This window comes from uncultured Desulfovibrio sp., from assembly GCF_902477725.1.
Lineage (GTDB): Bacteria > Desulfobacterota > Desulfovibrionia > Desulfovibrionales > Desulfovibrionaceae > Desulfovibrio.
This window is the reverse complement of the sequence record NZ_CABSIF010000004.1, coordinates 131,797-155,907: the sequence shown is the minus strand read 5'-3', so window position 1 is coordinate 155,907 and position 24,111 is coordinate 131,797. Positions and strand designations below refer to the sequence as shown.

The following is a 24,111-nucleotide window of genomic DNA, read 5'->3' as shown; positions in this document are numbered from 1 at the left end:
CATGAGCACTGTTACCACCATCGCCGGACAGTTGGACGCCAAGGGCCTCAAAATCGCCATTGTGGCCACCCGTTTCAACGATTTTATCGTAGATCGCCTTGTGGGCGGCGCGCAGGACTATCTGGAACGTCACGGACTTGATACCGCCAACATCACCATTGTGCGCATTCCCGGCGCATTTGAAATGCCGCTGGTCTGCCAAAAGCTGGTCAATTCCGGCAAGTATGACGGCGTGTTGGCGCTTGGCGCGGTTATTCGCGGCGGCACCCCCCACTTTGACTACGTGTGCGCCGAGGCCAGCAAGGGCATTGCCCAGGCCATGATGCATTCCGGCGTTCCCATCGGCTTTGGCCTGCTGACCTGCGACACCATTGAACAGGCCATTGAACGCGCAGGTTCCAAGGGCGGCAACAAGGGCGTGGAAGCAGCGGCAGCCATGCTGGAAACCATCCGCGTTATGGAGCAGTTGTAACCCATGGCAAAAGCCAAATCAGCTACACGCCGCGGCGAACGCGAACTGGCCTTTCAGATTCTGTACGGCCTTTCCTTCACCCCGGCCCGTGATATTGACGATCTGCGGCGCTTTTTTCGCATTTCTCCTGACTATCTTGCCCGTTGGGAAGGTCAGGAACCGCCCAGCCATCCCTCTGGTTTTGCCTGGGAACTGGTGGCAGGCGTATGGAGCAAGAGCGACGAGCTGGACGCAGCCATCACCAATTTTTCTCGCAACTGGCGCGTTGACCGCATGGGTCGTGTAGAACTGACCCTGCTGCGCCTTGCCGTTTTTGAAATCATGTACCGTAGTGATGTGCCGCCCAAGGTTGCCATCAACGAGGCGCTGGAACTCAGCCGCCAGTTTGGCGAAGGCAACGCCAAAAGCTTTATCAACGGCATTCTTGATGCCGTGGCCAAGGCTCTGGAAACCGGCGGAATCTCCCGGCCCGCTGCCGATCCTTCAACCATATCCGAGTAATCCGGTAAAGCCCCATGACGCACGAACGCTATAATCCGCAAGCTATCGAAGAAAAGTGGCAGTCTCGCTGGCAGGCCGAAAACGCTTTTGCCTGCACCCACAAGAGCAACAAGCCCAAGTATTATGTGCTTGAAATGTTCCCCTATCCTTCGGGCAATATCCACATGGGCCATGTGCGCAACTATGCCATCGGCGATGTGGTGGCGCGCAGCAAGCGCATGCTGGGCTTCAACGTCTTGCATCCCATGGGGTGGGACGCCTTTGGTCTGCCTGCGGAAAACGCGGCCATCAAAAACAATACCCACCCCGCCAAGTGGACATACGCCAACATAGACAACATGCGGGCGCAGTTGAAACGCCTTGGCTATTCCTACGACTGGGATCGCGAAATCGCCACCTGCCGCCCCGAGTACTACCGCTGGGAGCAGATGTTCTTTTTGCGCCTGCTGGAAAAAGGGCTCGTGTACCGCAAAAAGGCGGCGCAGAACTGGTGCCCCTCGTGCCACACGGTTCTCGCCAACGAGCAGGTAGTCGATGGCCTTTGCTGGCGTTGCGACAGCCGCGTGGAGCAGAAGGATCTGACCCAGTGGTTCCTCAAGATCACGGCTTACGGCGATGAACTGCTGCAAGACCTGCAAAGCCTTGAAGGCGACTGGCCCGACCGCGTTATCGCCATGCAGCGCAACTGGATTGGCAAATCCACAGGCGCGGCCATCACTTTTGGTCTGGAAAACGCGGCCCTCAAGGCAGAAGGCGTCACGGGCATAGACGTGTTCACCACGCGGCCCGACACGCTCTTTGGCGTGACCTTCATGACGCTGGCCCCCGAGCATCCGCTGGTGGAAAAGCTCATTGAAGGCTACGAAAAAGCCGATGAAGTGCGCGCTTTTGTTGAGCGCATCCGCAATATGGACCGCATCGACCGCCAGTCTGATTCGCTGGAAAAAGAAGGCATCTTCACCGGCGCCTACGCCGTGCATCCCTTTACCGGGCAGCGTGTGCCGCTGTGGCTGGGCAATTTTGTTCTGGCCGATTACGGCACTGGCGCGGTTATGGGCGTTCCCGCCCACGACCAGCGCGATTTTGAATTTGCCCGTAAATACAATCTGCCCGTGCGCGTGGTCATCAGCCCCAAGGATGAGCAGATTGCTCCTGAAACCATGACCGAAGCGTACACCGCTGAAGGTTTCATGGTTAATTCCGGCCCCTTTGACGGCACCGCCAACGAAGACGGTAAAAAAGCCGTGGCGCAGGCGCTGGAAAAGGAAGGCAAGGGCAAGGCCACCACGCAGTTCCGCCTGCGCGACTGGAATATTTCGCGCCAGCGCTACTGGGGCGCGCCCATCCCCGTCATTTACTGCGACAAGTGCGGCGTGGTGCCTGAAAAGGAAGAAAAATTGCCCGTGCTGCTGCCCATGGACGTGAAAATCCGCGAAGACGGGCGCTCTCCCCTGCCGGAAACACCGGAATTCGCCTCGTGCACCTGCCCCAAGTGCGGTGGTACGGCCCGACGCGAAACAGATACCATGGATACCTTTGTGGAGTCTTCGTGGTATTTCGCCCGCTACACCAGCGCCCGCAAGGAAGACGGCCCCTTTGACGCGGAGGCCCTCAAGTACTGGCTGCCCGTTGACCAGTACATCGGCGGCGTGGAGCACGCCATTCTGCACCTGCTCTACTCGCGCTTTTTCACCAAGGTGCTGCGCGATCTGGGCTTTTTCCCTGCCGAGCTCAATGAGCCTTTCGCCAACCTGCTCACTCAGGGCATGGTGCTGAAAGACGGCAGCAAAATGTCCAAATCCAAGGGCAACGTGGTCGCGCCTTCCGACATGATCGCCAAGTACGGCGCGGATACGGTGCGGCTGTTCTGCCTCTTTGCCGCGCCCGCCGAGCGCGACTTTGACTGGTCGGACTCGGGCATTGAAGGCGCGTCGCGCTTTATTGGCCGCGTGTGGCGTCTTTTTGATGAAGAAAAAGACCGTCTGCTGCCCCTCAAGGCCTGCCAGTCCACGGCTGAGGACGCTCAGAGCGAGGAAGCCCGCGACCTGCGCCGCCGCGAACACCTTACGGTCAAGAAATGCAGCGAAGACATGGGCGACCGCTTCCAGTTCAACACGGCCATTGCCGCCGTTATGGAGCTGGTCAACGCCATGTATCTTTCGCGCGAAAAGCTCGGCGTCACAGAAGGCGATCGCCGCGTGTTCTCTTCGGCCATGGCCTCCGTGCTTACGTTGCTTTCGTCCATCACGCCCCATGTTTGCGAAGAACTCTGGCAGCACCTGGGGCACGGCACCCAGCTTGCCAGCGAGCTTCTGCCCAAGTGGGACGATGCCGCTACCGTTCAGGACATGCTCACCGTGGCCCTTCAGGTCAACGGCAAGCTGCGCGGCACGGTGCAGATTCCCGCAGCCGCGGACAAAGCCGCCATGGAACAGGCCGCACTGGCTGATTCCTCCGTGCAGCGCCACATTGACGGCCTGACCGTGCGCAAGGTGGTGGTGGTTCCCGGCAAACTGGTCAACATCGTTGCCAACTAATTGATTATCATGGTGGAAGGGGCTGTTTTTCGCAGATGAAAAACGCCCCTTCCGCCTGTATACCCCTTCCCCGTTCCCCCTTTTGTACCTATACTGACTGCGTTGGCAGTTTTACCAGATGACAAACCTGAATTTACGGAATTTATTCCGAGGCGGGTTTTATTCCGGGCGGGATTTATCCCAAGGCTGCTACGGCAGTCTTTTTTTTATCAATTTTCAGAACCACGGAATATCATGAGCGCGGCACATCCCGGATTCAGTTTTCTTGTATGCCCTGACGGGCAGTTGCTGCGCGCGCGCATGGAGCAGCTGCTTTCTTCCTTTCCGCCCGCCAGCGGACAGTGGGAACGGCACGTCTACTGGGGCGACGAGGAACCCTCGCCGCGCTTCTGGGAGCAGCTTACGCTGCAAGGCCTGTTCGGCGCGCCGCGTGTGCTGGTAGTGCGGCAGGCCAACCTGTGGCCCGCAGCGGTGTGGAAAAAGGTTTCGCATGCGCTGGCCCGGCCCTCAGAACAGTGCTGGCCCTTTTTTTGTATGGAAGTGGCCTGGGACAAAGGTCAGCCCAAAATTCCCGCGCATATTGCCAAGTTGCGCTGCATGGCCTTTGCCGATCAGCAGGGCTGGATATGGCGGCAGGACGGCCTCAACGAACGAGCGGTCAAAAAGCACGTGTTGCAACGCTCGCACGAGATGGGACTGCGCTTTGAACAGGACGCCCTGGAGCAGTTCTGCGCCTCTGTGCCGCCCGATGCCATGGCCATTGAAAATGAGCTGATCAAGCTGCAACTGCTGCGCAATACCGCGCAGGATGCTGCCCGGGAGAAATCACAGGCAGATTCTCACGGGGCGGATCAGGTTCCCGACCAGGGCACCATTACCCTGGCCATGACCGCCACGGCTTCGTGGAATCCAGAGTGCAACGTCTTTGACTGCATCCGGCACATGGAGGCGGGCAACCTCACCGCCGTGTGGAAAGAACTTTCGCGCAGCCAGGACGGCGACAGCCTGCTGTTTTCTTTGCTGGCCCTGCTGGCGCGCGAGTTGCGCCTGCTCTGGCAACTGTGGGCAGGGGAAAAGGTGCGCGTGCATCCCAACGAGGCCGCCTTCAAAAAACAGTTGGCAACCCGGCTCGGCCCCGCAGTGCTTGCGGAGTGCATGTCCACTGTTATGGATGCGGAGTTGCAGGTAAAGAGCGGCCGCCGATCGCCAAGCCAGAGCCTGGACTATCTAGCGGCCCGCATGACAGACCTGTTTGCCGCAGGCCGCACCCGCGCCTGACGCAATCCGCCGGGCAGAACATTCCCGCGCCAGCCTTGAGCGGCGCAAGTGCGTTTATTGCTGCCCATATTTCATTGCGGCCTGCATTTATCATTTTCGCTCACGTAAAAAACGGCTAAGGATTTGCGGGATGCATGCGCCTTTATCCGCCCGCCCCCTTGCGCAACCTCCAAGACTGCTTATTTTATGACAGCAAAGCCAACATCCACCCCGCCCACAAGCCTTGGGCATCGCGAACGGCTGCGGCAAAGACTGGAACTGGAACCCACAGCAGTGGCGGATTATGAAGTGCTGGAGCTGCTGATGGGCTATGGTTTGACCCGCAAGGACACAAAGCCCCTCGCCAAGGAACTGATACAGAAGTTTGGCAGCATTCGCGGGGCGCTGGACGCAAGGCCCGAAGAGTTATTGCAGGTGCCTGGTTTCGGGCCGGGCTTGCTGGCCTTATGGCGGGTTTTGAGCGAAACGCGGGCGCGCTACGCCGCAGCAGAGCTGCGGCAAAAGGAAGTTCTGGCAACCCCGGAGGCCGTGGCCCGCATGGCACAGGCCCGGCTTGGCACAAGCCCCCACGAGGAATGCTGGCTGGCGCTGGTAGACAGGCGCAACCGCCTTATGGCCTGGGAGCGTCTGCGCAAAGGCGGCATTGCAGAAGTTTCAATCTACCCAAGGGACGTTCTTGAAGCGGCCCTGTTCCGAAAGGCAAGCGGCATAATTCTGGTACACAACCACCCCGGCGGCAACCCGGGGCCTTCGCAGGAAGACCGCCTGCTGACAGAAGAACTGCAAAGACTGGCGCCCCGCATGGGGCTGCGCTTTCTGGATCACGTCATCGTTACTGATGGAGACTGCTACAGCATAACGCAATCGCAACGCATTTGAATCGAAAGCAGTCGGGGAGAATATATATGGCTGACATCAATGAAAAAGACATTTTGCTGCATCAGGAAGGGCCCGCTGAGGCAGAACCTGCCATCGACAGCGAAACGGACAAGGCGGAAATGAACGCGCCCGAAACACTGGATCACGAGGGCAGCCTCAATACGGCGGCGCAGAGCATTCCCGACACGCTGCCCGTGTTGCCAGTGCGCGATGTGGTTATCTTCAACTATATGATCCTGCCGCTCTTTATCGGGCGCGACAAATCCGTGCAGGCCGTGGACGCAGCCCTGAAGAACGGGCGGCATCTGCTTGTGTGCGCGCAGAAAGAAGAATCCACCGAAGATCCCAAGCCAGAAGACCTCTACGAGGTTGGCACCGTGGTGCAGGTCATGCGCATGCTCAAGATGCCCGATTCGCGGGTGAAAATTCTTGTGCAGGGCGTCAGCCGAGCACGGGTTACGGGCTACCGTCAGGTGGAGCCCTTCCTTGAAGCGCGCATCGAAACCCTGCCCGAGCAAATCCCTGTGGTGGACGCCACTGTGGAGGCCCTGTTGCGCTCCGTGCGCGAGCAGAGCGAAAAGGTGCTGACATTGCGCGGTCTTTCCTCGCCAGACGTGCTTGCTGTCTTGCAGGGCGTGGACGATCCGGGCCGCCTGGCCGACCTTATCGCCGCAAATATGCGCATGAAAACCGCCGATGCACAGCGCATTCTCGAGGCGGAGAATCCCATTGACCGTCTCATGCTGGTCAACACCCAGTTGCAGCGCGAGGTGGAAGTCGCCACCGTGCAGGCTCGCATCCAGAGTTCGGCCCGCGAGGGCATGGACAAGGCGCAGAAGGATTACTTTTTGCGCGAGCAGCTCAAGGCTATCCGCACTGAACTTGGCGACAAAGGCGAAGACGGCGAGGAAGACCTTGAAAACCTCAAGCAGGCCCTTGAAAAAGCAGGCCTGCCCAAGGACGTGCGCAAGGAAGCCGACAAGCAGCTGCGCCGCCTTTCGGGCATGCACGCCGATTCTTCCGAGGCCAACGTGGTGCGCACCTACCTTGACTGGCTGGTGGAACTACCGTGGAAAAAACTCTCGCGCGACAGGCTGGATATTGTCCACGCCAAGGAAATTCTTGACGACGACCACTGCGGGCTCGACAAAATCAAGGACCGCATCCTTGAATTTTTGAGCGTGCGCAAACTCAATCCGCAGTCCAAGGGGCCGATCCTCTGCTTTGCGGGCCCTCCCGGCGTGGGCAAAACCTCGCTTGGGCGCTCCATTGCGCGGGCGCTGGGCCGCAAATTCCAGCGGCTTTCGCTGGGCGGCATGCACGATGAGGCGGAAATACGCGGGCATCGGCGCACCTACATCGGTGCCATGCCGGGGCGCATCATTCAGGCCCTCAAGCAGGCCGGTACGCGCAACCCCGTTATCGTGCTGGACGAAGTGGACAAGCTGGGCGCGGATTTCAGGGGCGATCCCTCATCCGCCCTGCTGGAAGTGCTTGATCCGGAACAGAACTACACTTTCAGCGACCACTACCTGAACGTGCCCTTTGATCTTTCAAAGGTTATGTTCCTCTGCACGGCCAACCATCTGGAAACTATCCCGGCGGCCCTGCGCGACCGTATGGAAGTCATTTCCCTGCCCGGTTACACCTTGCAGGAAAAGGCCCAGATCGCCCGCAAACATCTGCTGCCCAAGAAGGTGGAAGACAACGGCCTTGCACCCAAGGATGTGGAACTGACGGAAGAAGCCCTGGAAAAGATCATCCGCGAATACACACGCGAAGCCGGATTGCGCAACCTTGAACGCGAGCTTTCCTCCATCTGCCGCAAACTGGCCCGCCGCAAGGCCGAGGGCAAAAAACCGCCCTTTATGGTTGATGTGCCCGATGTGGAAAAGCTGCTGGGCGCGCCCCGCTTTATTGAAGATGAAATGGAAAAGAAGCTCATGCCCGGCATGGCTCTGGGCCTGGCCTGGACGCCTGCTGGTGGTGAAGTGCTGACGGTTGAAGCCACGGTCATGAAGGGCAAGGGCGGCCTTACCCTCACCGGGCAGCTTGGCGATGTGATGAAGGAAAGCGCCCAGGCGGCCTTGAGCTACATCCGCAGCCGCGCAGAAGAGCTTGGCGTTGACCCCGGCTTTGTGTCGCAATACGACCTGCACGTACACGTGCCTGCGGGCGCGACGCCCAAGGACGGGCCTTCGGCTGGCGTTACGCTGACCACAGCCCTCATCTCCGCCCTGAGCGGGCGGCGTGTGCGCGCAGACCTGTGCATGACCGGCGAGATCACCCTGCAAGGCCGGGTGCTGCCTGTGGGCGGCATCAAGGAAAAAATCCTTGCGGGCGTAACGCGCGGCCTCAAGCATGTGGTCATCCCGCACCAGAACGTCAAAGACCTCGAGGATGTGCCCAAGGAGCTGCTCAAGCGCATCACCGTGCACCCTGTGCACCATTATGACGAGCTGCTGCCCATCGTGTTTGAAACCAAGGGCGGGCGCGGCAGTTCCACAACGGGCAAGGGCGGCAAAAGCAAGGTGGAAGAATCAACAGGCGTAGCTGCCAAGGGAACGGAAACAGGCAAAACCGCTGGCGCCAGAAAGCCCAAGCGCCCCGCAGAAGCCGGAGCCTGACATTCGTGCGCCTCAAGCAATGTATAGATAACGCAACTGAGCAACTGACAAAGGCGGGGGTGGACAGCCCCCGCCTTTGCGCAGAAGTGCTGGCGCGCGAAACGTTCAAGGGCGATCCTTCCGGCTCTGCCCGCCTGTTTTGCATTCTTGAGGCCGGGCGGGAGCTGACTGCCAGTGAAGAAAATGCGTTTCTGGCGCTGGTTGCCTGCCGGGCCACGGGGCAACCCCTGGCCCAAATCATCGGGCGCAAGGAATTTTATGGCCGCGACTTTGCGGTTACGCCACACACTCTCATCCCTAGACCAGAAACGGAACTCATTGTGGACAATGCTCTGGAGCTGCTGCCGGAAGAGCGCCTCAGCTTTGCTGATCTGGGCACTGGCACGGGCTGCATCGGCATCACTCTGGCGGCGGAGCGCCACGGCTGGCGTGGTATTCTGCTGGATATCTGCCCCAATGCCATTGCCGTTGCCGCGCAAAATGCGGAGCGGCACTGTGTGGACAGCCGCATCACGGCGCTGCGGGCAGACATGCGTACCCCGCCGCTCAAGCCGGAATCGCTGCGTCTGCTTGTGAGCAATCCGCCATATATAGCTGATGCAGAGCGGCACATGGTTATGGATGAGGTGCTGCACAACGAACCGCACAGTGCCCTGTTTTCTGAAAACAACGGCCTGTTCCATCTGAAAGCTGCCGTGGATGCAGCCGCGATTGCATTGCAAAATGGCGGTTGGGTTTTGCTGGAACACGGCGCAAATCAGGCGGATGCCGTGCGCGATCTGTTGACTGACACAGGAATTTTCAAAAAAATTGAAAATAAACGGGATATTGCCCAACTTAACCGTTGCACATTGGCGAGGAAAGGGCTATAAGGCCAAATCGTTTCCGCGCAAAAGCGCAAAAAACGGTAAAAAGCAACACGGCTCACTGTAATTTGAAAAAATTTGAGCCAAAGCGAATTTTTTGCTTGCCAAGCAGAGTGAAAATCGCTAATAAGCTGTGTTGCCGCTGGCGTAGCTCAACTGGCAGAGCAGCTGATTTGTAATCAGCAGGTTGCGGGTTCGAGTCCCATCGCCAGCTCCACAAGAAGCTGAACGAAGGTCGGACTTTCCGACTTTTCGGCAAGTCTGGAGGGGTTCCCGAGTGGCCAAAGGGAACAGACTGTAAATCTGTCGTCGTAAGACTTCGGTGGTTCAAATCCACCCCCCTCCACCACCACTTTTCCGTCGCCAAATACTGGACGGTTGGTGGCTGGCTTGAATAAACTGCCTTGGCTGTAGGAGACAGGAAGCCTGTCGGGGAACTACGGTAGCGTGCGGGAATAGCTCAACGGCTAGAGCATCAGCCTTCCAAGCTGAGGGTCGCGGGTTCGAATCCCGTTTCCCGCTCCAAAATCCTGCCTGAATCCGCCTCCCCTCAGTCATCTTGTCCGCCAATGCACGTTCCCTGGTGTCCAGGGACTGAATGCGGATAGCGGGCCGCCCAACGGAACATCCCACTGCCGCAGCCGTTACGCGAGGAGCAGGCGTTACAGCTCTACGAATTCAATAGAATTTAGTAACGCAGGTAAAACGCAAACATTTTTTTCTCCAGGGAGACGTACAATGGGCAAGGAAAAATTTGAACGCAAAAAGCCCCATGTAAACATTGGCACTATCGGCCACATCGACCATGGCAAGACCACCCTTACCGCCGCCATCACCAAGATCGCCGGCCTGAAGGGTTCGGGCAAGTTCATTTCGTATGACGAAATCGACAAGGCCCCCGAAGAAAAGGAACGCGGCATCACCATTTCGACCGCCCACGTGGAATACGAAACGGCCAACCGCCACTACGCCCACGTTGACTGCCCCGGCCACGCCGACTACATCAAGAACATGATCACCGGCGCTGCTCAGATGGACGGCGGTATCATCGTTGTGGCCGCCACCGACGGCCCCATGCCCCAGACCCGTGAGCACATCCTGCTTGCCCGTCAGGTCGGCGTGCCCCAGCTCGTGGTGTTCCTGAACAAGTGCGACCTGGTTGACGACGAAGAACTGCTGGAACTCGTGGAACTTGAAGTTCGCGAACTGCTCTCCAGCTACGACTTCCCCGGCGATGACGTTCCGGTTATCCGCGGTTCCGCCCTCAAGGCTCTGGAATGCGATAACCCCGACGCGCCCGAAGCCAAGTGCATTCTTGACCTTCTGCAGGCTTGCGACGATTTCATCCCCGAACCGCAGCGCGACATCGACAAGCCCTTCCTGATGCCCATCGAAGACGTGTTCTCCATCTCTGGCCGTGGTACTGTTGTTACCGGTCGTGTGGAACGCGGTATTCTGAAGGTCAGCGACGAAGTGGAAATCGTGGGTATCAAGCCCACCCAGAAGACCATCTGCACCGGCGTGGAAATGTTCCGCAAGCTGCTTGACCAGGGTCAGGCTGGCGACAACATCGGCGCCCTGCTTCGCGGCACCAAGCGTGACGACGTGGAACGCGGCCAGGTTCTTGCCGCTCCCAAGAGCATCACGCCCCACAAGAAGTTCAAGGCTGAAGTGTACGTTCTCTCCAAGGAAGAAGGTGGCCGTCATACCCCGTTCTTCTCTGGCTACCGTCCTCAGTTCTACTTCCGTACCACTGACATCACCGGCATCATCAACCTGCCCGAAGGCGTGGAAATGGTTATGCCTGGCGATAACTCCCAGTTTATCGTTGAACTCATCGCCCCCATCGCCATGGAATCCGGTTTGCGCTTCGCCATTCGTGAAGGCGGCCGCACCGTTGGCTCCGGCGTGGTGACTGAAATCATCGAGTAGTATATGCGAATTAATATCATACTGGCCTGCACCGAGTGCAAGCGCCGCAACTACAGCACCCGGAAGAACAAGAAAAACACTACCGGTCGGCTGGAAATGAAAAAGTATTGTCCCTGGGATAAGAAGCACACATTGCATCGCGAAACCAGGTAAATAAACTTCCGCCGGGGGGCGATAAGCCCCCCGGACGGTGTGCAGGGCAGTAGCTCTAACGGCTAGAGCGGCGGTCTCCAAAACCGCATGTTGGGGGTTCGAATCCCTCCTGCCCTGCCATTTTTTATCTCCGGATTACACCATGGCAAAAAAACAAGCTCAAGCTGCCGACCTTAAGGCGGACAAAGGCCCGAATCCAGTCGTACGGTTTACTCGCTACGTTGAGGACGCCAAGGCCGAATTGCGCAAGGTCACCTGGCCTACGTTGCAGGAAACGCGCAAAGCCACCTTGGCCGTTTTGGGCTTTGTAGCCGTGATGGCTGTCATCCTGGGGCTGGTGGACTTTGGTCTGTCTTCCCTGATCAAGACCCTATTGTCCTGAAGGCCGATATGAAAGACCCTGTTATCGACGAAACTTCCGAGCTCTGCAAAAAGGCTCGCTGGTACATCGTGCACACCTACTCAGGTTTCGAGCAGCGTGTGCAGAAGACCATTAACGAGTTGCGCCGCACCGGGCAGGATGAAGGGCTTATTGAGGAAGTTGTTGTCCCCACTGAAAAGGTTATTGAACCTACCAAGGGTGGACAGCAGCGCACCTCTACGCGCAAGTTCTATCCCGGGTATGTCATGGTGCGTATGACCATGACGGATCTTTCCTGGCATCTGGTACAGTCCATCCCCAAGGTCACCGGCTTTGTGGGCGGCAAAAACCGTCCTACCCCAATGCGTGAGAGTGAAGCACAGCGCATTCTCACCCTGATGGAGTCTCGCCAGGAAACGCCAAGGCCCAAGTTTAACTTTGACCGCGGCGACGAAGTACGCGTTATTGAAGGGCCGTTTGGCGGCTTCAATGGCGTTGTGGAAGACGTCAACTACGACAAGGGGAAACTGCGCGTTTCCGTTTCCATTTTTGGTCGTCAGACCCCTGTGGAACTGGATTTCGTGCAGGTATCCAAAGGTTAATGACTTGCCCCCCGCGCGACAGGGCTTTGCCTTGAACTGCGCGAGCAGCGATGAAGGATAACTCAAATGGCCAAGAAAGAAGTTGCCAAAATTAAACTGCAGATCCCCGCTGGCGCGGCTAACCCCTCGCCGCCGGTTGGTCCTGCCCTCGGTCAGCACGGCCTGAACATCATGGGTTTCTGCAAGGAATTCAATGCCCGCACCATGGAACAGAAGGGCACGATCATTCCTGTGGTCATCACCGTGTACGCCGACCGCTCTTTCACCTTCATTACCAAGACCCCCCCGGCCTCGGTGCTGATCATGAAAGCCGCCAAGATCGAAAAGGGTTCCGGCGAACCCAACCGTAACAAGGTTGGTAGCCTGAGCATGGCGCAGATTGAAGAAATCGCCAAGCTGAAGCTGCCCGATCTGAATGCTGCAAGCATTGAGTCTGCGGTGAAGTCCATCGCTGGTACCGCTCGCAGCATGGGCATTGACGTAAAGTAAGGCCCATTTTAAAGCCGTGAGCGCCCAAGGGCGCTCGTTGCATATACGGCACATTGGTCTTACGGCTGCAAAAGCTTTAATATGCTTGGCAGCCATCGTTGAAATCAATTGTACTGCCGTCTTTGCGCAAGACAAAGTACGGCAGGAGATGCAAAACGAAAGGATTATCTCATGCCCAGACATGGCAAGAATTTCCGCAAGGCGCTTGAAGGCAGCAACCTTCAGGACCGCTTCAGCATTGAAGACGCCATCAGCAAATCGCTTGGTGCTTCCTTTGCCAAATTTGACGAAACTGTTGACGTGGCCGTGCGCCTTGGCGTTGACCCCAAATATTCCGACCAGATGGTTCGCGGCGCTGTGACCCTGCCCCATGGGCTTGGCAAGACCGTTCGCGTGGCCGTGTTCTGTAAGGGCGAGAAGCAGGCAGAAGCCCGTGAAGCCGGTGCAGATGTTGTGGGTGCCGAAGATCTGGTCGCCAAGGTCAAGGAAGGCTGGCTCGAATTTGACGCCGCCGTGGCTACCCCCGACGTTATGGCTCTTGTGGGCCAGATCGGTCGCGTGCTTGGCCCCCGTGGCCTTATGCCCAACGCCAAGACCGGCTCCGTCACCTTTGATGTGACCAAGGCCGTTACCGAACTTAAGGCCGGTCGCGTGGACTTCAAGGTTGACAAGGCTGGCGTGCTGCATGCCCCCCTTGGCAAGGTCTCCTTTGGCCCCGAAAAGATTCTGGGCAACCTCAAGGCCCTGCTTGACGCCGTGAACCGCCTTAAGCCTTCCGCCGCCAAGGGCAGCTACATGCTCTCCATGGCAGTGTCCACCACCATGGGCCCTGGCTTCAAGGTTGACATGACTCAGGTTAAAAAATTTCTTGAGGGCTAAGCTCTCAAGGCTGTGGGCGCGCTGTATGTCAGTGCGCCCACAATCTGTCTAAGGATACGGAATTCGAGTCGAAGACGACAGGTGGGCGCAAGCTCTTAATACCCTGTCCAGACACTTCTTCTTTGGCTCGGCATTCCACCTGGCAACCCCGAACGTGAGAGGTATCACGTGAACAGGTCTGGAAAAGCCGTAATTATTGAAGCCGTTAAGGCCCGCGCCGACAAGGCTTCTTTTGCGGTTATCACGGACTTCAAGGGCATGACGGTGGAAGAGCTGACGAACCTGCGCGTTTCTCTGCGTAATGCAGGCGGCGAATATCTCGTCGTTAAAAACACGCTTGCCCGTATTGCTCTGACCGACGGTACGCACAACGCTATCAAGGATAATTTCCATGATAACTGCGGCGTAGCCTTTGGGTTCGATGACCCCGTGGCGGTGGCCAAGGCGCTCAGCGATTTTGCCAAGCAAAGCAAGCTCTTTGAGCTTCGCTGCGCCAGCCTGGACGGCAAGGCTATGGATGCCGCCCAGATTGACGCACTGGCCAAGCTGCCCGGAAGGGAACAGCTCCTCGGTCAGTTGCTCGGCACCATGAACGCCGTGCCCACCAACTTTGTTTCGCTGTTCGCCAACGTGGTGCGTGGTCTGCTTTATGCCCTCAAGGGCATCGAAGATCAGAAATCCAACGCCGCATAGCAAGCAACCATCGAATTATTTGCACTAAAGCCAAAGATCAGGAGACTTATCATGGCCGTTACCAAAGAAGAAGTTGTTGAATTTATCTCCAATATGACCGTTCTCGAACTTTCTGAGTTCATCAAGGAACTCGAAGAAAAGTTCGGCGTTTCCGCCGCTGCGCCTGCCGCCGCCATGATGATGGCTGCCCCCGCTGCCGCTGCTGAAGCCGCTGAAGAAAAGACCGAGTTCGACGTTATCCTGAAGGAAGCTGGCGCCAACAAGATCGGCGTCATCAAGGTTGTGCGCGCTCTGACCAGCCTGGGCCTCAAAGAAGCCAAGGAAAAGGTTGACGGCGCCCCTGCTACCCTGAAGGAAGGCGTGTCCAAGGAAGAAGCTGAAGACGCCAAGAAGCAGCTGACCGAAGCCGGCGCCACCGTCGAAGTGAAGTAAGTTCGGTTAATACCGTGCTTTTGAGGCGGAACCTTAGGGTTCCGCCTTTTTTATTGCTTTTGACAAGCGCTAGAGTTGCCTCACCTATGCCCTGATGTCTGCCAAGCTCAGTCCCCTTCAAGGCATACCTCCCAAACAGCCCTGTTTCCCTGCTCAGTATAGGCACCAGCAAACCAGGATGGGCATCCAAGTAATCCCCTCCACGCAAATGCAGTTATCCTTCTGTTTTTGTGTCAGTTCCCAGTCATTCCCCCTCAGTGAGTACCTACAAAATATCGCCGCTGGAACGCGTCCCATCACATAAATTCTTCCACATGTGGCTCTCGCAGTTGCTGATGCCGCATTACTGAATATTTGCTGCCACAAATCCAGCTTCGAGTTTTTTATTCGCTTGCCTGCCGAAATCTGAATATGCCATCCAGCATTCAACGCTCAGACAGTATTTTCACTCCAGATTGGCAGTCAGGACATCACGAGCACGTCGCCTCCGAGCTGACAGAGCTGCTGTAGAACCTCCCTAGCGCGGGCAGCTACGCCGCAATCCATTCTCAAAGTCCTACCACGTTTGCACCAAGATTCACGACATTGTCATTGCCTCTGCCTGAACCTGTGATGCATATCTCTGTGTAATTCAGCTCCGCCATCTTCGTAACTTCCTTGCTTTACATAATTTCATACAAAATTTGTATGTTTGCCCGCACTCATAATTGTTTGCGATCTCAATTGTGCGCTTCGACACATTTGCCCAAAATTGCGTGTACAAAATATCACCATAATATATTGAAATATTTTTATTTTATTTGGCACCTACTTTGCACTATGTGTAAAAATTCCCAAGCTCAACAATTAACCCATGCAAAGGAGAATACTATGGCTGACTCTTCCTCCTTCGAAGCGCTGAATCCGTATCAGATGTGCGACAAGGCGGCTGCTGTCATGGAGGGCAAGGCGCTCAAACCCGCGCGCAAGGCTTTTCTGCTTGCCGTTATGGCTGGTGTGTTTATCGGTCTGGGGTTTGTTTACTGCGCCATAGCCAATGCAACAGGTGCTGGCAAAATTGTTGGGGGGCTGGTGTTCAGCCTGGGCCTCATGCTGGTTGTTGTTCTGGGCGCGGATCTTTTTACCTCCACCACCATGACGCTCATCCCCCGCGCCAGCGGCAAGATCAGCTGGGGGCAGATGTTCTCCAACTGGGGCGTGGTTTACGCGGGTAATTTTTTGGGCAGTATCTTTCTTGTGGCGCTGATCCTGCTGAGCGGCCATCCGTGGGAAAACGGCGGCAGCATTGCACTCTTCTACATCAACACCACAGAGCACAAACTCACCCACACCTTCATTGAAGCGGTCTTTCTGGGGGCCATGTGCAACCTGATGGTCTGCCTGGGCGTGTGGATGAGCTACGCCGGGCGTTCGCTGTTCGACAAAATGATCGCCTGTCTGTTCCCTGTGGGCCTCTTCATCGCCTGCGGCTTTGAGCACAGCGTGGCGAACATGTTCATGATTCCCATCGGCATATTGTGCAGCAACATGATGCCCCCCGAAGTAGCCGCCAAACTGGCCGATCCCGCGCATATCGCCTCTGTGCTCAACTGGCAGAACTTCATCTTCAAGAATCTCATTCCTGTGACGCTTGGCAACATCCTTGGGGGCGGCGTTTTTGTGGGTCTGTTCCACTGGCTCATCTATCTGAAGCACGGTCATGATGACCATCAGGCTGCCAGCAAGCCTGCGCCGCAAAAGCAGTCTCCGACCATCGGCTAAAATGTCGAAGCTGTCGAAGCCCTTCGTCAAAAGTGTCGAGCACGGCTTTATGGATACCCCGCGGCACGGGCAGCGGGCAGATATATTCCCCAAAATGCGCATGAATACTAGGTTTGTGCATAATGGCACGTATTCTGCTGAACAGGGGCCATTATCACGATCCCTTGCGTAACGAGGAAGGTTATGAACCATTTCATTTTTGCGGACCCGGTCAAGTGCATCGGCTGCTACACCTGCATGGCGGCATGTTCGCTAGCGCATGAGCAGCAGGGGCTGCTCAGCAGGCCACGGCTTGAGGTCATGCGCTACGGCAACGGCACAGCGCCTGTGAGTTGCCGCCATTGCGAAGACATGCCCTGCGCCAAAGTCTGCCCGGTGAACGCCATCACGGCCACGGGGCATTCGGTGCACATCAACGAAAGCAACTGCATAGGTTGCAAACTGTGCGGCCTTGCCTGTCCTTTTGGGGCCATCACCCCCGCTGCCGACAGACCAGCCGGGCACCCGGAAGTATACGAGCATTACGTGCCGGAAGAAGAACTGGCCGACGCTCCGGGCAGCAATTACTCCATGCCTCCTTTTCTGGCCTGGAATGTTGGCCGCCGCACCATCGCCGTTAAGTGCGACCAATGTTACTTCCGCTCGCGCCCGGCCTGCGTGGAGGCCTGCCCCACCACAGCCTTGCAGCTTGTGGATGAAAAAACGCTGGCAGAACTGCAAAACAGCAAACGCGTTGCCGCGCTTGAGCAGGAAAAACAAGGCGATGATGCCGCCCCGGCGGCAATAACCATGTCGGGGGTGCAGCATGCGTGATCCACTTGAAATCCTGCTCTGGGCTGTGCTGGCCTACATGGCGGGTGGCGTGCTTTCCCTGCTGCTGGGCCGCAACGAGCGGGCCGCCATCACCATCAACGGCCTCTTTGGTGCGCTTGGCGGCGCACTTGGGCTGTACGCCGTTTTGCCCTTTTTGCTGCAACGTGCAGATGCCCTCAACCATGTTTACGCAGGGCCGTTCCCCTTTGCGCATCTGGCCGTGCGGCTGGATATGCTGGGAGCCTTCATGACGGGCGTCATATCCCTGCTGGCGGTTGCCGCTTCCATCTATTCCATTGCCTATGTGCGGGAATATGAGGGCAAGGGCGCGTCTGCCATGGGATTTTTCATGAACACCTTCATCGCCTCCATGGTGGCGCTGATGGTCATGGACAACGCCTTTTACTTCATCATCTTTTTTGAAGTCATGTCGCTTTCTTCCTACTTTCTGGTCATTGCCGATCAGGAAAGCGAAGCCGTCAGCGCTGGCTTGCTCTACTTTTTCATCGCGCATGCCGGATCTGTGCTGATCATGGCATCGTTCTTTATCATGTACTGCCACACGCCCAACAACAGCCTTGATTTTGCGGCCTTCCGTCAGGCGCAGATTTCGCCTCTCATGGCATCAATCGCCTTTTTGCTGGCATTTTTCGGCTTTGGCGCAAAAGCGGGCATGCTGCCCCTGCACGGCTGGCTGCCCCGGGCGCACCCGGCTGCCCCCTCGCACGCTTCGGCCATGATGTCTGGCGTGATGGTCAAAATTGGCGTGTTCGGCATCATCAAGGTGGGCGCCGACCTGCTGGGCGGCGTGGATATGCCGGTCTGGTGGGGTGTTGTGGTGCTGACCTTCGGCGCTGTTTCGTCCGTGCTGGGCGTTATGTACGCCTTGGCGGAACACGACATCAAACGCCTGCTCGCCTACCACACGGTTGAAAACGTGGGCATCATCCTCATGGGCGTGGGCGTGGGCCTCATGGGTCTGGCCCTCAAAAACCCGCTGCTGGCCGCGCTGGGCTTTCTGGGCGCACTCTATCACCTGCTGAACCATGCCGTGTTCAAGGGCCTGCTGTTCCTCGGCGCTGGCGCCATCATCTACAAGGTGCACACCAAGGACATGGAAAAGATGGGCGGCCTTGGCAAACGCATGCCACGCACGGCCCTGGCCTTTCTGGTTGGCTGCATGGCCATTTCGGCCCTGCCGCCCCTCAATGGTTTTGTCAGTGAATGGTACACATATCAGGGCCTTGTGAGCATCAGCCAGCATTCATCCGCCATTGCCCGCCTTTTCGGCCCTGTGGCAATCGTGATGCTGGCCATCACCGGCGCATTGGCCGCCATGTGTTTTGTAAAGGTCTACGGCATCAGCTTTTGCGGGCAGGCGCGCAGCGCCAAGGCTGCGGAAGCCACGGAAGTTCCCGCTGCCATGACGCTTTCCATGCTTGGGCTGGCCGCGCTGTGCGTGGTGCTGGGCGTGGGCGCGGCCTGCGTGGCCCCGGTCATCAGCGCCGTGGCCGACTCTCTCGCCGCAGGTCAGCAGCACTTTGAGGCCGTGCGCCAGGGTGTGCTTGTTCCCGGTGTGGATGCCGCCACCGGGCTTTCGCCCACGCTGGTGATGCTCCTGCTGCTCGGCGGCATGCTTTTGCCCGTGCTCCTCTTTATGGCTGGCAAAGCCGACCGCCTGCCCATGCGCCGCAAAAACGATCCCTGGGCCTGCGGTTATGGTTACGAAGAACGCATGGCGCTCTCTGCCGGGAGCTTCACCCAAGGCCTGCGCCACGTATTTGCGGGGCTGTACCGCCTGCGTCAGGCGCTTGATCCGGCCCCGGCCATGTCGCGCGCGCTTGACTCGGTCATCCGCACTGCCCGGCGTGTGGAACCCATGTGGGACGACGGCATCCTTGCCCGTATCGTCCGCGCCGTACAAAAGATCGGCATATGTGTGCAGCGGCTGCAGCAGGGCGATTTCCGCGTCTACTGCCTGTATATCATCATCGCGCTTATCGCGCTGCTTCTCATCAAAGCCGCCTAGGGGGAATCATGTTTACCATGCAATCCTTGTCCTGGCCGGTATCCTTGCTGCTGGCCGCAGCGCAGACCTTGCTTCTGCTTTTGCTGGCCCCTCTGCTGTCCGGCATTTCGCGTAAAATCCGGGCCAGAATGCACTCGCGCCTTGGCCCTCTGGGTGCCGCTGGCGTGTTGCAGGACTACCGTGACCTGGCCAAACTCATGACCCGGCAGGAAGTGGCCCCTGCGCAGTCGGGCATCATTTTCCGCATCATGCCCTTTGTGCTCATTGCCAGCGCAGCGGCCATCGCCATGACGCTGCCGCTGATGGTGACCGGCTCCCAGATGGCGAGCGCGGCAGATCTGATAACCCTGCTGTACCTTTTTGCCCTCTACCGCTTTTTCTTTGCCCTTTCCGGGCTTGATTCCGGCAGTCCCTTTGCGGGCATGGGCGCAAGCCGCGAAATGCTGCTGGGTGTGCTGGTGGAGCCTGTGCTCATGCTGGCCCTGCTGGTGGCGGCCCTTATTGCGGGTTCGACCAACCTTGGCATCATCAGCGAGATATTCCGCCAGAACTGGGGCGGATCCATGCCCACGGCGGCGGCATTGGCCATGGTGGCCTGCGCCTTTGCCGTGTTTATTGAAATGGGCAAAATCCCCTTTGACTACCCCGAAGCGGAACAGGAACTTCAGGAAGGCCCGCTGACCGAGTATTCCGGCCCCGGACTTGCCATGGTCTGCCTTGGCGTGAAGTTCAAGCAGGCGGTTGTGGCCAGCGTGTTCATCAGCGTGTTTCTGCCCTTTGGCAATGTAACGCCCGAGAGTCTGAGCGCTGTATCCGTGCTGGTCGCCACAGTCATATTCGTTCTGAAGCTGCTGGTCATCTTTGTGCTGGCCTCGCTGTACGAAAACAGCCTTGCACGCGGGCGCTTTTTGCTTACCCCGCGCGTCACCTGGTCCGGTTTCGGCGTGGCGGCCCTGGCATTCGTCTTTTACTTCAGCAAGCTCTAGGGCGTCGAGGAAGAAGTCATGGATAAAATTGCACTGGCAACAATCCTGATACCGTTCATCGGCGCGTTGCTCGCCGCCTGTTTGCCGTATCGCGCGGCACGGGCGCTGGCGCTGGTGGTTGCCCTTGCCGCTTCGGCAGGCAGCGCGGCCCTTGGCCTGGCATACGTCAACGCAGGTATGCCCGAAAACTGCACATTCAACCTTGTGAGTTACAACTCCGCCATGTTTGGCGGGGCTGGGCACACAGTGGAAATATTCGGCGTACTTGTAGACAGGGTAAGCACGCTCATCTGCTTTGCCGTGGTTTTTCTCGGTTTTCTGGTGGTGCTGTATTCCACAGCCTACCTGACCAAGGGCAACCGCGAGCATCCGCATGAAGGCACCACCCGCTTTTACGCCATCATGCTGGCCTTTATCGGCGCCATGGCAGGGCTTACGCTGTCCTCCACCCTCTTTGGCCAGCTGCTGTTCTTTGAAATCACCGGTGGCTGCTCGTGGGGTCTGATCGGTTACTACCAGACACCCAAATCGCTGCGCTCGGCCATGAAGGCCCTGCTGGTGACACACCTTGGCGCTCTGGGCCTGTATGTGGCTGCGGCATGGCTGTTCCATGAAACAGGCTCCTTCGCCCTCTCCGGCATTGCCGGGCTTGGCGACACCGCCAAGATCATCGTCGTGGGCGGCGTACTCTTTGCGGCCTGGGGCAAGTCCGCCCAGATTCCCATGCATATGTGGCTGCCTGACGCCATGGAAGCGCCCACCCCGGTGAGCGCCTACCTGCACGCGGCATCCATGGTCAAGGTGGGCGTGTTCATCTTTGCCCGCGCCGTCATGGCCGCCGGGGACATCCCCCCGGTTGTGGGTCAGGTGGGCATGGTCATGGCCGTGATAACCCTTATCTACGGCTTTATCATGTACCTGCCGCAGACCGACATGAAGCGGCTGCTGGCCTATTCCACCATCACCCAGCTTTCGTACATCTTCTTTGCCATTTCTCTGGCCGCCCTGTGCACGGACCCTGTTCTGCGCAACACGGTGCTGCTGTTTGGCGCGATCGCATACATCTTCAACCACGCTTTTGCCAAGAGCCTGTTTTTCCTTGTTGCTGGCGCGCTCAGCTACACGTGTGGCACGCGTACCCTCACCCAGTTGCAGGGAATCCTGTCACGCCTGCCTCTGCTGGGCGTGGGCTTTTGCGTGGCGGCACTGGCCATCACCGGCGTGCCGCCGCTCAATGGCTTTTTCAGCAAGTACCCCATCTTCACCACCGGTTTTGCCCTTGGCTCAACTCACTGGCTGGTGCTGGTGCTGACGGTGCTGGTCATGATCGAATCCGTGGGCAGCTTTGCCTGGTTCCTCTACTGGTTCGGCAAGACTGTTCCCGGCAAACCCTCTGAGGTTGTGGCGCAGGCGCAGCCTGTGCCCGCCGCCATGAAGCTGGTGCTGGCCATCCTTGTTTTCATGTCGTTCTGTTCCAGCATCATGGCCGTTTACTGGTTGAACCACGGAGGCTAAGCATGTTGAGTTCAAGCATAATCATCAACAATCTCGCGGGGCTTCTGGTGGTCACATCCCTGATGGTGGTCACCTGCAAAAAAGCCACAACATCCGCCTTGCTGTACGCCGTGCAGTCTGCCGTGCTGGTGCTCTCGTTCATAGCGCTGGGCGGCCTGATGCAGGCGCACGAACTGTACACCTGGGCCGGAACCGCTGTTCTGACCAAGGTCATCCTTGTGCCGCTGATAATGTACAAGGCCCTCGGCAAGATGAGCGACCCTGAAGCGCAGGGAATGGTCATTCCCACATCTGTGGTCGTCATACTGTCAGCCGTTCTGCTGCTCTTGTGCCACTTTGTGGTGAGCACGGTTCAGGTGCCCATCATCACCCAGCACGGGCTTGAGCCTGTGCTGGCCGTATCGCTTGGTCACTTCATGATCGGTGTTATGTGTATTGTGGTGCAGCGCAACATCATCAAGCAGATATTCGGTTATTGTCTGATGGAAAACGGCGCGCACATGACCCTGGCCCTGCTGGCCAACCAGGCCCCGCATCTTGTGGAAATAGGCATTTCCACAGACGCCATCTTCGCGGTTATCATCATGGTTTACATGGTGCGCCGCATCTTCACCACCATGAACACGCTGCGCGCGCATGATCTTTCCGCGCTGAAGGGGTGAGCCATGAATGTCATGACCAACAGCAACCCCATGCTTTTTTACCTGCTGCTCGCCGCGCCATTGATCACGTCGCTGCTGTGCTTTGCCTGCGCCTTCTGCGGGCGCGGCATACGCGGGCTTGTCAACATCATCAATACGGCAGGCTGCGCGGCCCTTCTGGTCACGGCCTATGGCGTTGTAAGCAGTGTATATGAGCATGGCGCTCTTTTTGCCGCTGGCAAATGGCTGTACCTCGACAGCCTTTCAGCCATGTTTCTGGCCGTGCTGGCCGTGCTTGGCACCATTACCGGCCTGTATTCCTATGGATACATGAAGCAGGAAGTGGACCACGGCGAAGTCTCCGTGCCCACGCTCTGCAACTATTACGGTTTTTTCCACCTGTTCATCTTCACCATGGTTTCGGTGATTACCACCAACAACCTGATCCTCATGTGGGCTGGCGTGGAAGCCACCACCCTGGCCTCGGCCTTTCTGGTGGGCATTTACGGGCAGAATTCCTCGCTTGAAGCGGCCTGGAAGTACATTGTCATCTGCACCGTGGGCGTCGCCTTTGGCCTCTACGGCACGGTGCTGGTGTACTCCAACGCCTCCGCAGCCATGACCGCCCAGGGGCTCGACCCCTCGGACGCCATCTTCTGGACCGAAGCCCTCCGCTATGCGGGCGGCCTTGACCACACCCTCATGTACCTGGCCTTTGTGTTTGTGCTGATCGGCTTTGGCACCAAGGCCGGGCTGTTCCCCATGCACGCATGGCTGCCCGATGCTCACAGCGAAGCCCCAAGCCCCACCAGCGCCCTGCTTTCCGCCGTGCTGCTCAAGGCGGCCATGCTGGTCATCCTGCGTTACTACATCCTCATCAGCCGCAGCATCTCAAGCGCTGTGCCGCAGAACATGCTGCTGGTTTTCGGCCTGCTCTCCATACTCGTGGCCGCGTTCAGCATGATCTCGCAAAACGACATCAAGCGCCGCTACGCCTATTGCAGTGTTGAAAACATGGGCATCATCGCCGTGGGCCTTGGCTTTGGCGGCCCGCTGGGCATCTTTGCCGCCCTGTTCCACGTTATCAGCCACAGCCTTGCCAAGGGTCTGGTGTTCTGCGTGTCGGGCAACGTGCTGCTCAAGTACGGTACGCGCGACATGGCCACCGTGCGCGGCATGCTCAAGGTCATGCCTGTTTCCGCCGTGTTTCTGGCAGCGGGAACCCTGGCTCTGGGCGGCCTGCCGCCGTTCAGCGTGTTCCTGAGCGAATTCATGGTGGTCGTTTCCGGCATCACCGCCGGTCATATATATCTGGTTGCGGTTCTGGCCGTACTGCTCATGGTCGCTCTGGGTGCGCTGGTGCATCTGGTGGCGGTGACGCTCTCCGGCCAGGCGCCGAAATCCATCGCAAAAGGCGAACAGGGCAGCATGACCCTCATCCCCGCCGCTGTGCTGCTGGGCCTGCTGCTTGTTATGGGCACCTGCACGCCCGCCCCTGTGGTGAACATGCTCAACGCAGCCACCAGCATCGTGCTGGATAAAAATACCGCCACAGCCCAGGTGCAGCCCGCCCTGCGCGACATGGTACGCGCCGCATCCCACGATACGGCGGATGCAGCGGAAGCCGAAGACGCAAAGCAAACTTCTTCCCGTCAGGAGATATAA

General features: G+C 58.0%; 22 protein-coding genes and 4 tRNA genes. All 26 read left to right on the top strand.

The genetic code is table 11. The annotated features are described in order from the left end of the window. Window position 1 precedes the first annotated feature (1 nt). The 26 genes from ribE to RDK48_RS04580 all read left to right on the top strand — a co-directional run bounded on the left by ribE (window position 2) and on the right by RDK48_RS04580 (window position 24,111). Window positions 2-472 (top strand): 6,7-dimethyl-8-ribityllumazine synthase, encoded by a 471-nt coding sequence (gene ribE, locus RDK48_RS04705; protein ID WP_022658445.1) that lies wholly within the window; start codon window positions 2-4, stop codon window positions 470-472. 3 nt (window positions 473-475) lie between these two features. Next, window positions 476-973: a transcription antitermination factor NusB gene (gene nusB / locus RDK48_RS04700; RefSeq protein WP_298992890.1), complete on the top strand. Its 498-nt coding sequence runs from the start codon at window positions 476-478 to the stop codon at window positions 971-973. Between the two features lie 14 nt (window positions 974-987). Then, on the top strand, window positions 988-3,510 hold the full coding sequence (leuS, locus tag RDK48_RS04695) for a leucine--tRNA ligase (protein ID WP_298992891.1): 2,523 nt from the start codon (window positions 988-990) through the stop codon (window positions 3,508-3,510). A 234-nt stretch (window positions 3,511-3,744) separates the two neighbouring features. Then, window positions 3,745-4,788: a DNA polymerase III subunit delta gene (locus RDK48_RS04690; RefSeq protein WP_298992892.1), complete on the top strand. Its 1,044-nt coding sequence runs from the start codon at window positions 3,745-3,747 to the stop codon at window positions 4,786-4,788. A gap of 186 nt (window positions 4,789-4,974) precedes the next feature. Continuing rightward, on the top strand, window positions 4,975-5,667 hold the full coding sequence (locus RDK48_RS04685; RefSeq protein ID WP_298992893.1) for a RadC family protein: 693 nt from the start codon (window positions 4,975-4,977) through the stop codon (window positions 5,665-5,667). Between the two features lie 26 nt (window positions 5,668-5,693). Continuing rightward, on the top strand, window positions 5,694-8,294 hold the full coding sequence (gene lon, locus RDK48_RS04680) for an endopeptidase La (protein WP_374042248.1): 2,601 nt from the start codon (window positions 5,694-5,696) through the stop codon (window positions 8,292-8,294). Between the two features lie 5 nt (window positions 8,295-8,299). Next, a complete protein-coding gene (gene prmC / locus RDK48_RS04675; RefSeq protein ID WP_298992894.1) occupies window positions 8,300-9,166 on the top strand; it encodes a peptide chain release factor N(5)-glutamine methyltransferase in 867 nt (288 codons plus the stop codon). A gap of 135 nt (window positions 9,167-9,301) precedes the next feature. Further along, window positions 9,302-9,377 (top strand) — tRNA-Thr (locus RDK48_RS04670). 46 nt (window positions 9,378-9,423) lie between these two features. Next, a tRNA-Tyr gene (locus RDK48_RS04665) sits at window positions 9,424-9,509 on the top strand. 100 nt (window positions 9,510-9,609) lie between these two features. Further along, a tRNA-Gly gene (locus RDK48_RS04660) sits at window positions 9,610-9,685 on the top strand. A 213-nt stretch (window positions 9,686-9,898) separates the two neighbouring features. Next, window positions 9,899-11,092, top strand: a complete 1,194-nt coding sequence (gene tuf, locus RDK48_RS04655) for an elongation factor Tu (protein ID WP_298992895.1) — start codon at window positions 9,899-9,901, stop codon at window positions 11,090-11,092. Between the two features lie 3 nt (window positions 11,093-11,095). Then, window positions 11,096-11,245 (top strand): 50S ribosomal protein L33, encoded by a 150-nt coding sequence (gene rpmG, locus RDK48_RS04650; RefSeq protein WP_298992896.1) that lies wholly within the window; start codon window positions 11,096-11,098, stop codon window positions 11,243-11,245. A gap of 43 nt (window positions 11,246-11,288) precedes the next feature. Next, a tRNA-Trp gene (locus RDK48_RS04645) sits at window positions 11,289-11,365 on the top strand. 22 nt (window positions 11,366-11,387) lie between these two features. After that, window positions 11,388-11,627 (top strand): preprotein translocase subunit SecE, encoded by a 240-nt coding sequence (secE, locus tag RDK48_RS04640; RefSeq protein ID WP_022658436.1) that lies wholly within the window; start codon window positions 11,388-11,390, stop codon window positions 11,625-11,627. An 8-nt stretch (window positions 11,628-11,635) separates the two neighbouring features. Further along, a complete protein-coding gene (nusG, locus tag RDK48_RS04635; protein WP_240824745.1) occupies window positions 11,636-12,208 on the top strand; it encodes a transcription termination/antitermination protein NusG in 573 nt (190 codons plus the stop codon). 66 nt (window positions 12,209-12,274) lie between these two features. Next, on the top strand, window positions 12,275-12,697 hold the full coding sequence (rplK, locus tag RDK48_RS04630; RefSeq protein ID WP_022658434.1) for a 50S ribosomal protein L11: 423 nt from the start codon (window positions 12,275-12,277) through the stop codon (window positions 12,695-12,697). A gap of 171 nt (window positions 12,698-12,868) precedes the next feature. Beyond that, window positions 12,869-13,576: a 50S ribosomal protein L1 gene (rplA, locus tag RDK48_RS04625; protein ID WP_298992897.1), complete on the top strand. Its 708-nt coding sequence runs from the start codon at window positions 12,869-12,871 to the stop codon at window positions 13,574-13,576. 168 nt (window positions 13,577-13,744) lie between these two features. After that, window positions 13,745-14,269, top strand: coding sequence for a 50S ribosomal protein L10 (rplJ, locus tag RDK48_RS04620; RefSeq protein ID WP_298992898.1), 525 nt, complete (start codon window positions 13,745-13,747; stop codon window positions 14,267-14,269). Between the two features lie 51 nt (window positions 14,270-14,320). Next, entirely contained in the window at window positions 14,321-14,701 is a 381-nt protein-coding gene (gene rplL / locus RDK48_RS04615; protein ID WP_298992900.1) for a 50S ribosomal protein L7/L12, read from the top strand. Between the two features lie 870 nt (window positions 14,702-15,571). Continuing rightward, window positions 15,572-16,462 carry a formate transporter FocA gene (focA, locus tag RDK48_RS04610; RefSeq protein WP_298992901.1) on the top strand — a complete coding sequence of 297 codons (891 nt, stop codon included), beginning with the start codon at window positions 15,572-15,574 and terminating at the stop codon, window positions 16,460-16,462. 183 nt (window positions 16,463-16,645) lie between these two features. Next, complete coding sequence (locus RDK48_RS04605) at window positions 16,646-17,275, top strand: 4Fe-4S dicluster domain-containing protein (protein ID WP_298992902.1); 630 nt, start codon at window positions 16,646-16,648, stop codon at window positions 17,273-17,275. Beyond that, window positions 17,268-19,304: a hydrogenase 4 subunit B gene (gene hyfB / locus RDK48_RS04600; RefSeq protein ID WP_298992904.1), complete on the top strand. Its 2,037-nt coding sequence runs from the start codon at window positions 17,268-17,270 to the stop codon at window positions 19,302-19,304. The genes RDK48_RS04605 and hyfB overlap by 8 nt, the downstream gene beginning before the upstream one ends. Window positions 19,305-19,312: 8 nt before the next feature. Next, complete coding sequence (locus RDK48_RS04595) at window positions 19,313-20,290, top strand: respiratory chain complex I subunit 1 family protein (protein ID WP_298992906.1); 978 nt, start codon at window positions 19,313-19,315, stop codon at window positions 20,288-20,290. 18 nt (window positions 20,291-20,308) lie between these two features. Then, window positions 20,309-21,805, top strand: coding sequence for a hydrogenase 4 subunit D (locus RDK48_RS04590; protein ID WP_298992908.1), 1,497 nt, complete (start codon window positions 20,309-20,311; stop codon window positions 21,803-21,805). A 2-nt stretch (window positions 21,806-21,807) separates the two neighbouring features. Then, window positions 21,808-22,467 (top strand): hydrogenase 4 membrane subunit, encoded by a 660-nt coding sequence (gene hyfE, locus RDK48_RS04585; RefSeq protein ID WP_227117667.1) that lies wholly within the window; start codon window positions 21,808-21,810, stop codon window positions 22,465-22,467. Between the two features lie 3 nt (window positions 22,468-22,470). Next, a complete protein-coding gene (locus tag RDK48_RS04580; protein WP_298992910.1) occupies window positions 22,471-24,111 on the top strand; it encodes a hydrogenase 4 subunit F in 1,641 nt (546 codons plus the stop codon).